This window comes from Pseudomonas sp. CCC4.1 (assembly GCF_035019225.1).
GTDB lineage: Bacteria > Pseudomonadota > Gammaproteobacteria > Pseudomonadales > Pseudomonadaceae > Aquipseudomonas > Aquipseudomonas bubulae.
In genome coordinates this window covers 39,533-53,815 of the sequence record NZ_JASJWL010000031.1, presented here as the reverse complement: position 1 = coordinate 53,815, position 14,283 = coordinate 39,533, and the positions used below count along the sequence as shown (strand labels likewise).

Below are 14,283 nucleotides of genomic sequence, written 5' to 3'. Positions count from 1 at the left end.
AGATGTGTATAAGAGACAGGAAATCATTTTGCGAATCTGGCGCGTTTCCAGCAGTTGCCCCAGACCAAATCCGTCAACCCCGGCGTTATTGCTGATCACCGTCAGCTCGCGCTTGCCGGTATCGCGCAAAGCCGCGATCAGCGCTTCGGGGATACCGCACAAGCCAAAACCGCCTACAGCCAGGGTCATGCCGTCTTCGACCAGGCCTTGCAAAGCGGATTCAGCACTCGAGTAAATCTTGTTCACTTGTTATTCCTCGAATTGTCCACGACACACCACACCGTCGCAGTCTGTTTGCTTCAGTCGGGAGAGGAAAACAGCCTGGCAGTTGCCCGCTCCCCCGTTGCTGGCAGCTCTGGCCTGAGGCCAAAGCGTTGCTCAAGTGTAGGGGAAGCCAAGGCAGGAAGGGTTGATTGGAAAAAATAACCGAGAAAGATGCCGCCGTTCAGTAATCCTTAATCCGCAATCGCTTAGGATTAATTACATCTGGCTGTGGGACGCTTAACTAAACGATAACAATTTAGCTACAAAATACTTAGCTCGCTAACTTTAAACCCGCGGGCCAGACGTATATAAATGCCATCTGCCATCAAATGGCCCAAAGGGCAAAATCTTCACTCGCCTTATTGCTTGAGCCTACTAGACTCCCTCTCGGATATTGCCGGAGTTTCTTAAAGCTGGGCTTGTGCGCAGCATGTCCAGCCCCGTATCGACCCAGGATTGCGCGTGTGTGTACAGGTCAAAGCTGTCGGGAACCAGCAGCCATTGTCCGAGTATTCCGTCGATATAGGCATGCAGGCAGATGGCAGCACGGCGAACATCCAGATTTTCAGGGAGCTGTTGACGATGAATGGCATTGCTCAGGGCCAGCTCGATCCTGCTGTTGCAATCGAGCATCGCCATCTGGCGTTGAGCCCGTAAATCACACATTTCGTCAGTGAATTCGCACTTATGGAACAAAATTTCATTGATACGCCGGGTTTTTGGGTCAATGGCAACCTGGCGAAACAAGTGAATCAGCAATTGGCGCATGCAGCCAAGCGGGTCGACTTCGTTCTCGCTTTCGCTTGCCCTGGCCATTTCATCCAGAGGCTCATTCAAGCTGTCGAGCATGGCTTGAACCAACTCGGCCTTGTTGCTGAAGTGCCAGTAAATGGCACCACGGGTGACACCCGCCAGTGTGGCGATATCAGCCAGCGTCGTGCGGGCAACCCCGCGCTCATAGAAGGCCTGTTCGGCCGCTTCGAGGATTTTGCTCCGGGTTTCAAGAGCTTCTTCTTTGGTACGACGCACCATGGCAATAAAAACCTCAATCAGAAGGATCCGGGCCTCTACGGTCACTTGCCCGGACCAACATCGGGTGGCGCTTGTTATGCCTTATCCCGGTCTACTACACGCATGAAAAATGGCGCTGTAAGGCTTGGCGAGACAGCGTCCCACTATTTACAAACAGACACGAATGTAAGTATATTACTTAGCAAGCTATTTATCCACCCGGAACAGCTTTCTTTACCCTTCCACTATTCTTGTGCGCTTTCGCGTGCCTGACCCGAGGATCTTCATGCAATTCAAGCCAGCTGTTACCGCTCTGGTTGCTGCCATCGCCCTTGCTTCGCTGCTCAGCGGATGCAAAAAGGAAGAGGCAGCACCTGCCCCGCAAATCCCTCAGGTCGGCGTTGTCACGCTGAAAACCCAGCCATTTACCTTGACCACCGATCTGCCTGGCCGCACCGCGTCATATCGTTCGGCAGAAGTACGCCCGCAGGTAAACGGCATCATCCTCAAGCGCTTCTTTAAAGAAGGCAGTGACGTCAAGATCGGCCAGCAGCTCTATCAAATCGATCCGGCGATCTATGAAAGCGCCGTACTCAGCGCCCGCGCCACCCTGCAATCGGCAAAATCACTGGCTCAGCGCTACAAGCAACTGGTCGCCGAGCAAGCCGTAAGCCGTCAGGAATACGACAACGCCGAAGCCGCCCGCCTGGAAGCAGAAGCCGCGCTGAACACCGCCCAGGTTAACCTGCGCTACACCAAGGTGCTGGCGCCGCTGACCGGCCGCATCGGTCGCTCGCTGTACACCGAAGGTGCACTGGTCACCAGTGGCCAGGCCAATGCATTGGCCGTGATCACCCAACTGGACCCGATCTATGTTGACGTGACCCAGTCCTCGGTAGAAATGCTCGAACTGCGCCGTGACCTGGCCAGTGGCCGTTTGAAGAAGGCCGGTGAAAACGCCGCCAAGGTCAAGCTGACCCTGCCTGACGGCAGCGAGTACGGCCAGGAAGGTCGCCTTGAGTTCGCCGAAGTCTCGGTTGATGAAACCACCGGTTCCGTCACCCTGCGCGCCGTATTCCCTAACCCTGACGAAACCCTGTTGCCGGGCATGTTTGTACACGCGCAGCTGGAAGCAGGCATCGACAGCAATGCCATCCTCGCTCCACAGATCGGCGTGACCCACAACCTCAAGGGCCAACCGACTGCAATGATCGTTGGACCGGACAACAAGGTTGAGCTGCGTGTACTGCAAGCTTCGCGCACCGTTGGCAGCAACTGGCTGGTTGAGAAAGGCCTGAACCCTGGCGACCGTCTGATTACTGATGGCCTGCAATTCATCAAGCCTGGCATTGAAGTCAAGATCATGGACAAGCCACAAGGCGAAACCCCGGCATCTGCCCCGGCAACAGAAAAAGCTGCAGGCAGTAAAGGGGAATAAACCATGTCGAAATTTTTTATCGACCGTCCGATTTTCGCCTGGGTTATAGCCCTGGTGATCATGCTGGTCGGGGCTCTATCGATCCTGAAGTTGCCGATCAACCAGTACCCGAGCATTGCACCACCGGCCATTTCGATCTCCGTGACCTACCCGGGCGCTTCGGCGCAAACCGTGCAGGACACCGTGGTTCAGGTGATCGAGCAACAGCTCAACGGTATCGACCACCTGCGCTATGTGTCATCGGAAAGTAACTCCGACGGCAGCATGAGCATCACCGCCACATTCGAGCAAGGCACTGACCCTGACACCGCACAGGTCCAGGTACAGAACAAGCTCAACCTGGCGACCCCCCTGCTACCGCAAGAGGTACAGCAGCAAGGTATCCGTGTAACCAAGGCAGTGAAAAACTTCCTGATGGTTATTGGTGTGGTGTCTGAAAACGGCAGCATGAACAAGGACGACCTGTCCAACTACATCGTTTCCAACATGCAGGACCCGATCTCCCGTACCGAAGGTGTGGGCGACTTCCAGGTGTTCGGCGCCCAGTACGCCATGCGTATCTGGCTCGACCCGGTCAAGCTGAACAAATACAACCTGACTCCGGTGGACGTTAAATCGGCCATCAGCGCACAGAACGTTCAGGTGTCCTCCGGGCAACTGGGCGGCCTGCCTGCCGTCAAGGGTCAAGAGCTGAACGCGACCATCATCGGCAAAACCCGTCTGCAAACGGCTGAAGAGTTCAAAAAGATCCTGCTCAAGGTCAACACCGACGGCTCCCAGGTACGCCTGAGCGATGTCGCAGATGTTGCCCTGGGTGGTGAGAACTACAGCGTCAGCGCACAATTCAACGGCAAACCGGCATCGGGTATCGCGATCAAGCTGGCCCCGGGCTCCAACGCTCTGGACACGGCAAAGGCATTGCGTGAAACCATCAACGGCCTGGAACCCTTCTTCCCGGAAGGTATGAAAGTCGTTTACCCGTACGACACCACGCCTGTGGTTTCGGCATCGATCGAAGGTGTGGTGCACACCCTGGTCGAAGCGGTTGTACTGGTGTTCCTGGTGATGTTCCTGTTCCTGCAAAACTTCCGGGCCACCATCATCACCACGATGACAGTACCGGTTGTATTGCTGGGTACCTTCGGGATCCTGGCCGCTGCAGGCTTCAGCATCAACACCCTGACCATGTTCGGTATGGTACTGGCCATCGGCTTGCTGGTGGACGATGCGATCGTGGTGGTTGAAAACGTTGAGCGGGTCATGTCCGAAGAAGGACTGCCGCCCAAGGAAGCCACCAAGAAATCCATGGAGCAGATCCAGGGTGCCCTGGTAGGTATTGCGCTGGTGTTGTCGGCGGTATTGCTGCCGATGGCCTTCTTCAGCGGCTCCACGGGTGTGATCTATCGCCAGTTCTCGATCACTATCGTGTCGGCGATGGGCCTGTCGGTACTGGTTGCCCTGATTTTCACCCCGGCCCTGTGCGCCACCATGCTCAAGCCAATCCAGAAGGGTGATCACGGCGAGAACAAGCGCGGTTTCTTCGGCTGGTTCAACCGGACCTTCGACAATGGCGTGAAACGCTATGAAAAAGGTGTCGGCAGCATTCTGCGGCACAAGGCTCCGTACCTGCTGGCTTATGTGCTGATTGTGGTTGGCATGGTGTTCCTGTTTACCCGTATCCCTACCTCCTTCCTCCCGGAAGAAGACCAGGGCGTACTGTTTGCACAGGTTCAAACACCGGCAGGCACCACTGCAGAGCGCACCCAGCAAGTGATCGACCGGATGCGCGAATACCTGCTGGCCGATGAGTCGGACGCTGTGTCTTCGGTGTTTACCGTAAACGGCTTCAACTTCGCCGGCCGTGGCCAGAGCTCCGGCCTGGCGTTCATCATGCTCAAGCCGTGGGGCGAGCGCGATTCCGACAACAGTGTATTTGCACTGGCTGCACGGGCGCAGAAAGTGTTCTCCAGCTACCGCGATGCAATGGTGTTCGCTTTTGCCCCGCCTGCTGTAATGGAACTGGGTAACGCCACCGGTTTCGACGTGTACCTGCAAGACCGCTCCGGCATTGGCCACGAGAAACTGATGGCTGCACGCAATCAGTTCCTGGGGATGGCGGCTCAAAGCAAGATCCTGGCGGGCGTACGTCCGAACGGTCTGAACGATGAACCGCAATACAAGCTGCTGATCGACGATGAGGCCGCTCGCGCCCTGGGCCTGAGCATTTCGGACATCAACAACACCCTGTCCATTGGTCTGGGTGCCAGTTATGTCAACGACTTCATCGACCACGGTCGAGTCAAAAAGGTATTCCTGCAAGGCGAAGCTGACTCGCGGATGAACCCCGAAGACCTGAAGAAATGGTACGTGCGTAACGATCAGGGAACCATGGTGCCGTTCTCGGCCTTCGCCAAGGGCGAGTGGATCTACGGCCCACCCAAGCTGTCGCGTTACAACGGCGTAGAAGCGATGGAAATTCTCGGCGCTCCGGCTCCGGGCTATACCAGCGGTCAAGCCATGGCTGAGGTCGAAGCCCTGGCCAAGAAGTTGCCAGCGGGTGTAGGTATTTCCTGGACGGGGCTGTCTTACGAGGAACGTCTGTCAGGTTCGCAAGCGCCTGCCCTGTACGCTATTTCCTTGCTGATGGTATTCCTGTGCCTTGCAGCACTGTACGAAAGCTGGTCGATCCCGATTGCGGTGATGCTGGTCGTACCCCTGGGGATCATTGGTGCGCTTATGGCCACCAGCCTGCGCGGGTTGTCCAACGACGTGTACTTCCAGGTGGGCTTGCTTACGACCATCGGTCTGGCCTCGAAAAACGCCATTCTGATCGTCGAGTTTGCCAAGGAACTGCATGAGCAGGGACGAAGCCTGGTGGATGCCGCGATCGAGGCGTGCCGCATGCGTCTGCGTCCGATCATCATGACCTCCCTGGCCTTCGTACTGGGTGTGGTTCCACTGGCCATCTCCACGGGCGCAGGCTCGGGCAGCCAGCACGCTATTGGTACCGGTGTTATCGGTGGCATGATCACCGCCACCGTACTGGCCGTGTTCTGGGTACCGCTGTTCTTTGTGGCCGTATCGTCCATTGGCGGCGGCAAGAATAAAGACACGGAAAAGAAAGTGGATCTGACTAAAACTCCAAACCAAGAGGCTGGCCAATGAGCAAGTCGCTTCTCGCAGTAGCTGTTGCAGCGTTTACGCTCGGCGGCTGCTCGCTGATCCCCGACTACCAGCGCCCTGAAGCGCCGGTAGCGGCGCAATACCCGCAAGGCCCGGCCTACTCGCCAACCGAGGCGGCCAGCAAGGCCGCTGCGGAACAGGGCTGGCGTCAGTTTTTCCATGACCCGGCGCTGCAGCAGCTGATCCAGACGGCTCTGGTCAACAACCGCGACCTGCGCGTCGCGGCGTTGAACATCGACGCCTATGCCGCGCAGTACCGCATCCAGCGCGCCGATCTGTTCCCGGCGGTTTCGGCCTCTGGCAGCGGTAGCCGTCAACGTACTCCGGCCAACATGTCGCAAACCGGCGAGTCGAGCATCACCAGCTCTTATTCGGCCACCCTTGGGGTCAGTGCATACGAGCTGGACCTGTTCGGCCGGGTTCGCAGCCTGAGCGATCAGGCGTTGCAGAACTACTTTGCAACCGAAGAAGCCCGACGCAGCACCCAGATCAGTCTGGTGGCCAGCGTCGCCAATGCCTACCTGACCTGGCAGGCTGACAAAGAGCTGCTCAAGCTCACCGAAGACACCCTCAAGGCGTTCGATGAGAGCTACAAGCTCACTTTGCGCAGCAATGAAGTCGGTGTGGCCTCGGCCCTTGAAGTCAGCCAGTCACGCACCTCGGTGGAAAACGCCAAGGTGCAGCTGGCCCGCTACACCCGTCAGGTGGCGCAAGATCAGAACAGCCTCGCGCTGTTGCTGGGCAGCACCATCCCGGACAACCTGCCGGCAGCCCAACCGCTGGCAGCCGACCTGTTGAGCGAAGTACCGGCTGGCTTGCCATCGGACTTGCTGCAACGTCGTCCGGACATCCTTGAAGCCGAGCACAAGTTGCTGGCCGCCAACGCCAACATCGGCGCGGCGCGGGCAGCGTTTTTCCCGAGCATCAGCCTCACGGCCAATGCCGGGACCTTGAGCCCTGACCTGTCGGGGCTGTTCAAGGGCGGCTCGGGCACCTGGTTGTTCTCACCGCAAATCAACTTGCCGATCTTTAACGCAGGGGCTTTGCGCGCCAGCCTGGACTACGCAAAAATCCAGAAAGAGATCACCGTTTCCCAGTACGAGAAAACAATCCAGACCGCCTTCCAGGAAGTTTCTGACGGTCTGGCAGCGCGTCAAACCTACAACCAGCAGTTGCAGGCGCAAACCGACTTCGTCAACGCCAACCAGGATTACTACCGTTTGGCCGAGCGTCGTTATCGGATTGGCATCGACAGCAACCTGACCTTCCTCGATGCCCAGCGCTCGTTGTTCAGCGCGCAGCAATCGTTGATCACCGACCGTCTTTCGCAGCTGACCAGTGAAGTCACGCTGTACAAGGCGCTGGGTGGCGGCTGGTACGAACAGACCGGGCAAAACCGCCCTGTTTCGGATCAGCCACCCAAGGCTTGATGCGTATCGGTTAAACAACAAACCCGCCTTATGGCGGGTTTGTTGTTTCAGGCTAGGGATGCAGATTGATCTGTAGCCGCTGTTACTCCCGCGACTCAACCCCCAATTCATCCCACACCGATTCAGCCAGATGAAACGTCGCATTGGCCGCCGGAATCCCGCAATAGATAGCACTCTGCATGATCACTTCCTTGATCTCGGCCCGGGTCACGCCATTGTTGGCCGCAGCGCGCAGATGCAGTTTCAGCTCTTCATTGCGGTTCATGCCGATCAGCATCGCGATGGTAATCAGGCTACGGGTATGGCGCGCCAACCCCGGACGAGTCCAGATATCACCCCAGGCGTGGCGGGTGATCATTTCCTGGAACTCGCTGTTGAACTCGGTCAGGGCATTGAGGCTGCGATCCACATGGGCATCACCCAGCACCGCACGGCGTACTTGCATGCCCTCGTCGTAACGTTGTTTCTCGTCCACAAAAAACTCCTTAGCTTGCCTGCAAAAATTGCAGCACGCGCTGGCTGAAAGCATCGCCTGCCTGCACGTTGGACAGGTGCGCGGCGTAAAACTCGGCGTACTGCGCGCCACGCACATGTTCCTGAATGAAGTGGCTGCCCGCAGGCGGCGTGACGGCATCTTCAGTGCCCGCGATCACCAGCATGGGCACTTCGATTGCGCCCAACTGATCGCGAAAATCTGCATCACGCACAGCAGCACAATTGGCGGCATAGCCCTGGGGCGAAGTGGCCGCCAGCATATCGGTGATGCGCTTGGCCTGCCCGGGATTGGCCTGGGCGAAGTCCGCGGTAAACCAGCGGGCAATGGAGGCATCACGCAACCCCGCCATCGCCGCAGCACCCTCACGCAAAACCATCTCGATGCGCGGATTCCAGACCGCAGGCTCGCCAATTTTGGCAGCCGTGTTGCACACCACCAGCTTGTGCAGCCGCGAACCGGCATGGATCCCCAGCCACTGGCCAATCAGTCCACCCATCGACAACCCGCAAAAATGCGCGCGCTCGATATGCAGCGCATCCAGCAGCGCCAAAACATCTCCGCCCAGTTGTTCAATGCTATACGGTCCTTCGGTCACCAACGACTGGCCATGACCCCGGGTGTCGTAGCGCAATACCTGGAAGTGCTCGGCGAACGCCGCAATCTGCGTGTCCCACATCCCCAGATCAGTGCCCAGGGAATTGGACAGCACCAGCACCGGTGCACCTTGCGGGCCGTCCAGGCGGTAGTTGAGTTCACCTTCAGCGAGTTGTACACGTCCCACGAGTTTCTCCTTTAGAGGACCAACGCAAAATGTTCAGCCCGCGCACGTTCGACCCACGTCGTCGCCTGACCAAGGTAATGGGCCGGATCGAGCAGGCGATCCAGTTCCTGCGCGCTGAGGTGCGCGGTGATTTGCGGCTCTTCGCCCAGCACCCCACGTAAATGGCGCTTTTCGGCCACCGCCCGCTTGCAACACTGCTCCAGCAGATGATGCGCGGTTTCGCGCCCTACCCGCTGCGCCAGCACAATGCTTACCGCTTCAGCCAGCACCAGCCCGTGGGTCAGATCGAGGTTGCGCGCCATGCGCTCACTGTCCACTTCCAGCCCACGGGCAATATTCAACGCCTGTACCAGCGCGCCGGACACCACGCAACAAATCTCGGGGAGGGTTTCCCATTCGGCATGCCATAAGCCCAGGCTGCGCTCGTGCTCCTGAGGCATGGCGCTGAACAAAATGCTCAGCAGGCCCGGCACCCTCGTTGCGGCACCGATCAATACCGCAGACCCAACCGGGTTGCGCTTGTGCGGCATGGTCGACGAGCCGCCCTTGCCCGGTGCCGACGGCTCGAACACTTCCGCCGCCTCGGTCTGCATCAGCAGGCTGATATCCCGACCGATTTTGCCCAGGCCACCGGCGATCAGGCCCAGAACTGCGGCAAATTCCACCAGACGATCACGCTGGGTATGCCAGGGTTGCTCAGGCAGACTCAGGCCCAGTTCATCAGCCAACGCCTGTGCCACCGGCATGGCCTGATCGCCAAGGGCGGCCAGGGTGCCGGAAGCACCGCCAAACTGCAGGCACAGTAAACGCGGTTTGAGCTCGTGCAGACGCTGGCGGCTACGGGTCACGGCCCCCAGCCAGCTGGCGATTTTCATGCCCAAGGTCACCGGAGTAGCCTGCTGCAGCCAGGTGCGTCCGGCCAAAGGCGTTGTGGCATAGCGCTGAGCCTGCGCGGCGAGCACATCCGCCAGCTGCGTCATGTCACGCTCGATCAAATCCAGAGCGGCGCGCAATTGCAGGACCAGACCGCTGTCCATCACGTCCTGGCTGGTGGCACCCAAATGCACATAACGTTCCGCTTCGGGCGCGCTGCTGGCAATCTGTTTGCCCAGGGCCTTGACCAGCGGGATCGCCGAATTGCCGGCACTGGCGATCGCCAGGCCCAGCGCTTCAAAATCGTAGAATTGTGCGCGACAGGCCGCGGTAATCGGTGCAAGCGCAGAGTGAGGAATCACCCCGACCCGGGCTTGTGCCCGGGCCAGCGCCGCTTCGACGTCGAGCATGGCCTGTACCCGGCCATGATCGCAAAACACTTGCTTCATGGCCTCGGCGGTAAAGTACGCATCGAACAGCTGATCACTCATAAACCTTCCTTAGAAAGCGCGCGCCACAGCCGGGCGCGCGGGCACATCACAAATCGTGGTGCAGGTACTTGGGCTGCTTGGGCAAACGGAAGCTGAACAGGAACGCGATGGCCATCATCACCGTCACATACCAGTAGAAGCTGTTTTCCATGCCCATGGACTTGAGGCCCAGTGCCACGTATTCCGCAGAACCACCAAAGATGGCGTTAGCCACGGCATAGGCCAGGCCAACACCCAGCGCCCGTACCTGCGGCGGGAACATCTCGGCTTTGACCAGGCCGCTGATCGAGGTGTAGAAGCTGACAATCGCCAGCGCCAGGGTAATCAGGACAAAGGCCAGGAAGGGACTGCTGATGGTTTTCAGGGTCAACAGGATCGGCACCGTACACAGCGTACCCAGCGCGCCAAACCAGAGCATGTTGTTACGCCGGCCGATCTTGTCCGCCAGCATGCCGAACAGCGGCTGCATGCACATATAAAGGAACAGCGCCCCGGTCATGATGTAACTGGCGGTCTTGGCGTGCATACCGGCGGTGTTGACCAGGTATTTCTGCATGTAGGTGGTAAAGGTGTAGAAAATCAGCGAGCCGCCTGCGGTGTAGCCCAGCACGGTAATAAATGCCGCTTTGTGGTCGCGGAACAACGCTCTCACGCTACCTGCATCCTTGTCCTGGCGGGTTTCGGCGCTGGTGGTTTCTTTCAGGGTGCGACGCAGCAACAACGAAATCAGCGCCGCAATGGCACCGATCACAAAGGGGATGCGCCAGCCCCAGGCCCGCAGTTCGTCTTCTGACAGAAACTGCTGAAGAATCACCACCACCAGCACCGCCAGCAGTTGCCCGCCGATCAGCGTTACATACTGGAAGGAAGCAAAGAAGCCGCGCTGGCCCTTGAGTGCCACTTCACTCATATAGGTCGCAGTGGTGCCGTATTCACCCCCTACCGACAGGCCCTGGAACAGCCGTGCCATCAGCAACAAGGCCGGGGCCCAGGCGCCGATCGAGGCATAGGTCGGCAAGAAGGCAATAACCAGTGAGCCGGCGCACATCATCAGCACCGAGATCATCATGGAATTCTTTCGCCCGTGCTTGTCAGCCACCCGGCCAAACAGCCAGCCACCTATGGGGCGCATCAAAAAACCCGCCGCAAACACACCGGCCGTGTTCAGCAACTGCACCGTAGGGTCATCGGAGGGGAAGAAAGCGGGAGCGAAGTAGATCGCACAGAAGGCGTAAACGTAAAAGTCGAACCATTCGACCAGGTTGCCGGAGGATGCACCGACAATCGCAAAAATCCTTTTTTTGCGCTCCTCTCCTGTGTAGTGAGTTGCTGTTGTCATCTTTATTTACTCATCAGGTTTTAGTTGCAATCAGACACACATTGCAACATCTCGCGCCATCACCGCAATAAGCCGAACGACTGAGGCCGTGGGAGCGAGCGGGCTCGCTCCCACAGAGGCAGTATTGAGCGCTATCAGACCCGTTCAATAGCCAATGCCAGACCCTGCCCAACGCCCACGCACATGGTCGCCAGGCCTTTCTTGCCACCGGTTTTTTCCAGCTGATGCAAGGCGGTCATGACGATGCGAGCACCGCTCATGCCCAGGGGGTGACCCAGGGCAATTGCCCCGCCATTGGGGTTTACCTGCGGCGCATCGTCAGCCAGGCCCAGCTCGCGTAAAACGGCCAGGCCCTGGCTGGCGAAGGCTTCGTTGAGTTCGATCACGTCAAAATCACTCACCGCCAACCCCAGGCGCTCCACCAGCTTACGCACCGCCGGCACCGGGCCAATGCCCATTACACGGGGCGCAACACCGGCGCTGGCCATGCCCAGAACCCGACCGCGAGCGGTCAGGCCATGGCGTTTGACCGCCTCGGCCGATGCCAGGATCATCGCCGCGGCGCCATCGTTGACCCCCGAGGCATTGCCCGCAGTGACGGTCTTGTCCGGGCCGTTGACCGGCTTGAGTTTGCCCAGGGTTTCCAGGCTGGTATCGGCACGCGGATGCTCGTCGTGCTCAACCACCGTCTCACCTTTTTTATGGGCAATACGCACCGGCACGATTTCTTCGGCAAAGTAGCCTGCGGCCTGGGCAGCAGCAGTCCGTTGCTGGCTGCGCAGGGCGAAAGCGTCCTGATCGGCGCGGGAAATCTTGTACTCGTCGGCCACGTTGTCCGCCGTCTGTGGCATCGGGTCGACACCGTATTGGGCTTTCATCAGCGGGTTGATAAAGCGCCAGCCAATGGTGGTGTCCTCCAGTTTCATGTTGCGCGAGAACGCGGCATCGGCCTTGCCCATCACAAACGGCGCCCGCGACATGGACTCGACGCCACCGGCAATCGCCAGTTCCATCTCGCCGCTGGCAATGGCGCGGAACGCCGTGCCGATGGCATCCATACCCGAGGCACACAGGCGGTTGAGGGTCACGCCTGGAATGCTGTCCGACAGCCCGGCCAGCAACGCGGCCATGCGCGCCACGTTGCGGTTGTCTTCACCGGCCTGGTTGGCGCAGCCGAAAAAAACTTCGTCGACTTCGTTCCAGTTCACATTCGGGTTGCGTTCGATCAGCGCCTTGATCGGCGCTGCCGCCAGATCATCGGCGCGCATGCCTGCCAGGCCACCGCCAAAACGGCCGATAGGGGTACGAATCGCGTCACAGATAAAGACTTCGCGCATCATGCTTCTCCCGGAGCCTGACCGTGGGCCAGTGCGGTGCGCGCTTCCAGGTCACGCAAGGCGCTGAGTTCGACGTCGGTCGGGGCCGCTGTTTGCGCCACATTATCGGCAAAGCGAATGGCCCAGCCGGTGGCAGCAATGACTTGCTCGCGGGTCACGCCCGGATGCAGGGCAGTGACTACAAATTCGTTGGTCTGTTCTTCAGGTTCCATGGTGCACAGATCGGTAATGATGCCCACCGGCCCGGCACCCGGAAGGCCCAGACGCTTGCGCGAGTCGCCGCCTTCACCGTGGCCCACCGAGGTAATGAAGTCCAGCTTGTCGACAAATGAACGGGCCGACTGCTTGAGGATGATCAGCACGCTTTTCGCCGAACCGGCGATTTCCGGCGCGCCACCGGCACCTGGCAGGCGCACTTTTGGCTGGTGGTAGTCACCGACCACTGTGGTGTTGATATTGCCGAAACGGTCGACCTGGGCTGCGCCCAAAAAGCCGACATCGACCCGACCGCCCTGCAGCCAGTAACGGAAGATTTCACTGGTGGAGACTACTGTGTCAGCCGTTTCGGCCAGTTCACCGTCACCTATCGACAGCGGCAACACATCAGGCTTGGCACCAATCGGGCCGGACTCGTAGATCAGCACCACATCCGGAGACGAGGTCAGACGCGCCAGGTTAGCCGCCTTGGAAGGCAAGCCAATGCCGACAAAACACACCGAACCGTTTTTCAAACGGCGGGCCGCCGCAACGGTCATCATTTCATTGGTGGTGTAGGTCATTATTTAGCCTCCGAAGCGCGGGCCAGCTTGGCCTGGAACTCACTGAAATTCGCAGTGCCGTGGATGTATTCATTGATCCAGGCAGTAAAGATCTCACGGTCGCGGGCAATCGGGTCCCACGCTTGATAGAAACGGTTATCGCGTTCGGTATAACCATGAGCGTAGGAAGGGTGCGCCCCACCCGGCACATGACACACTGCGCTCAAGGCCCAGGTTGGCAGGACGCAGGCATTCATCGGCGCTTGCAGGTCGTCGACGATTTCTTCAACGGTGACGATGCAGCGCTTGGCCGCCAGCGCTGCTTCTTTCTGCACCCCCAGGATGCCCCACAGCAGCACGTTGCCCTTGCGGTCGGCCTTTTGCGCGTGAATCACCGTGACATCCGGGCGCACCGCCGGTACTGCGGCCAGTACTTCGCCAGTAAACGGGCAAGTGACGGTCTTGATCAGCGGATTGACCTTGGGTAAATCAGACCCTGCGTATGCACGCAGCACCGCAAATGGCAGGCCCGAGGCACCCGCAACGTAGGCATTGGCCAGGTCGGCGTGGCTGTGCTCTTCGATTTCCAGCGGCTGTGGCCACTGTTTCTCGACGGCATCGCGCAAACGGTGCAGGGAACCAACGCCAGGGTTGCCACCCCAGGAAAAGATCAACTTTCGTGCACAACCGGCACCGATCAACTGGTCGTACACCAGATCAGGCGTCATCCGCACCAGAGTCAGGTCTTTCTTGCCCTGACGGATGATTTCATGACCCGCTGCAGTCGGGATCAGGTGGGTGAAACCTTCAAGGGCAACGGTGTCACCATCGCTCACAAATTGTTTCACCGCGTCGTGTAACGAAATGATGTCTGCCATCTGG

The 14,283-nt window shown here is 58.9% G+C and carries 12 protein-coding genes; 3 read left to right on the top strand and 9 right to left on the bottom strand.

The genetic code is table 11. The features are described 5' to 3' along the window. Positions 1 to 246: CoA-transferase (locus tag QN377_RS13975; protein ID WP_323567635.1), on the bottom strand; the 246-nt coding region annotated here is incomplete at its 3' end. 393 nt (positions 247 to 639) lie between these two features. After that, positions 640 to 1,296 (bottom strand): TetR family transcriptional regulator, encoded by a 657-nt coding sequence (locus QN377_RS13970; RefSeq protein ID WP_095003031.1) that lies wholly within the window; start codon positions 1,294 to 1,296, stop codon positions 640 to 642. Between the two features lie 265 nt (positions 1,297 to 1,561). On the opposite strand from QN377_RS13970, the gene QN377_RS13965 reads away from it, so the two are divergent. From QN377_RS13965 to QN377_RS13955, 3 genes are read left to right on the top strand one after another with little or no spacing between them, the layout of a single operon-like run. Next, on the top strand, positions 1,562 to 2,713 hold the full coding sequence (locus QN377_RS13965) for an efflux RND transporter periplasmic adaptor subunit (RefSeq protein ID WP_095003011.1): 1,152 nt from the start codon (positions 1,562 to 1,564) through the stop codon (positions 2,711 to 2,713). 3 nt (positions 2,714 to 2,716) lie between these two features. Then, positions 2,717 to 5,878 (top strand): efflux RND transporter permease subunit, encoded by a 3,162-nt coding sequence (locus QN377_RS13960; protein WP_095003010.1) that lies wholly within the window; start codon positions 2,717 to 2,719, stop codon positions 5,876 to 5,878. After that, entirely contained in the window at positions 5,875 to 7,326 is a 1,452-nt protein-coding gene (locus QN377_RS13955) for an AdeC/AdeK/OprM family multidrug efflux complex outer membrane factor (protein ID WP_016779756.1), read from the top strand. Before QN377_RS13960 ends, QN377_RS13955 begins: the two co-directional genes overlap by 4 nt. A gap of 82 nt (positions 7,327 to 7,408) precedes the next feature. Here QN377_RS13955 and pcaC read toward each other — a convergent pair whose 3' ends face one another. The 7 genes from pcaC to QN377_RS13920 form a co-directional block, all read right to left on the bottom strand. Beyond that, on the bottom strand, positions 7,409 to 7,801 hold the full coding sequence (pcaC, locus tag QN377_RS13950; protein ID WP_095003009.1) for a 4-carboxymuconolactone decarboxylase: 393 nt from the start codon (positions 7,799 to 7,801) through the stop codon (positions 7,409 to 7,411). Between the two features lie 10 nt (positions 7,802 to 7,811). Beyond that, entirely contained in the window at positions 7,812 to 8,603 is a 792-nt protein-coding gene (gene pcaD, locus QN377_RS13945) for a 3-oxoadipate enol-lactonase (protein ID WP_095003008.1), read from the bottom strand. An 11-nt stretch (positions 8,604 to 8,614) separates the two neighbouring features. Then, the gene (locus QN377_RS13940; protein ID WP_095019440.1) at positions 8,615 to 9,967 is read right to left on the bottom strand and encodes a 3-carboxy-cis,cis-muconate cycloisomerase; all 1,353 of its coding nucleotides are present in this window, start codon (positions 9,965 to 9,967) and stop codon (positions 8,615 to 8,617) included. A gap of 46 nt (positions 9,968 to 10,013) precedes the next feature. Next, positions 10,014 to 11,306: an MFS family transporter gene (locus tag QN377_RS13935; RefSeq protein ID WP_016779752.1), complete on the bottom strand. Its 1,293-nt coding sequence runs from the start codon at positions 11,304 to 11,306 to the stop codon at positions 10,014 to 10,016. A gap of 134 nt (positions 11,307 to 11,440) precedes the next feature. Then, complete coding sequence (gene pcaF / locus QN377_RS13930; protein WP_169916871.1) at positions 11,441 to 12,646, bottom strand: 3-oxoadipyl-CoA thiolase; 1,206 nt, start codon at positions 12,644 to 12,646, stop codon at positions 11,441 to 11,443. Then, on the bottom strand, positions 12,643 to 13,425 hold the full coding sequence (locus tag QN377_RS13925) for a CoA-transferase subunit beta (RefSeq protein WP_169916892.1): 783 nt from the start codon (positions 13,423 to 13,425) through the stop codon (positions 12,643 to 12,645). Before QN377_RS13925 ends, pcaF begins: the two co-directional genes overlap by 4 nt. Beyond that, a complete protein-coding gene (locus QN377_RS13920) occupies positions 13,422 to 14,279 on the bottom strand; it encodes a CoA transferase subunit A (protein ID WP_095019442.1) in 858 nt (285 codons plus the stop codon). Before QN377_RS13920 ends, QN377_RS13925 begins: the two co-directional genes overlap by 4 nt. Positions 14,280 to 14,283 lie beyond the last annotated feature (4 nt).

Coding starts and splice junctions, on each gene's coding strand:
- QN377_RS13970 (WP_095003031.1), bottom strand. CDS start 1,296: ATGGTGCGTCGTACCAAAGAAGAAGCTCTTGAAACCCGGAGCAAAATC.
- QN377_RS13965 (WP_095003011.1), top strand. CDS start 1,562: ATGCAATTCAAGCCAGCTGTTACCGCTCTGGTTGCTGCCATCGCCCTT.
- QN377_RS13960 (WP_095003010.1), top strand. CDS start 2,717: ATGTCGAAATTTTTTATCGACCGTCCGATTTTCGCCTGGGTTATAGCC.
- QN377_RS13955 (WP_016779756.1), top strand. CDS start 5,875: ATGAGCAAGTCGCTTCTCGCAGTAGCTGTTGCAGCGTTTACGCTCGGC.
- QN377_RS13940 (WP_095019440.1), bottom strand. CDS start 9,967: ATGAGTGATCAGCTGTTCGATGCGTACTTTACCGCCGAGGCCATGAAG.
- QN377_RS13935 (WP_016779752.1), bottom strand. CDS start 11,306: ATGACAACAGCAACTCACTACACAGGAGAGGAGCGCAAAAAAAGGATT.
- pcaF (WP_169916871.1), bottom strand. CDS start 12,646: ATGATGCGCGAAGTCTTTATCTGTGACGCGATTCGTACCCCTATCGGC.
- QN377_RS13920 (WP_095019442.1), bottom strand. CDS start 14,279: ATGGCAGACATCATTTCGTTACACGACGCGGTGAAACAATTTGTGAGC.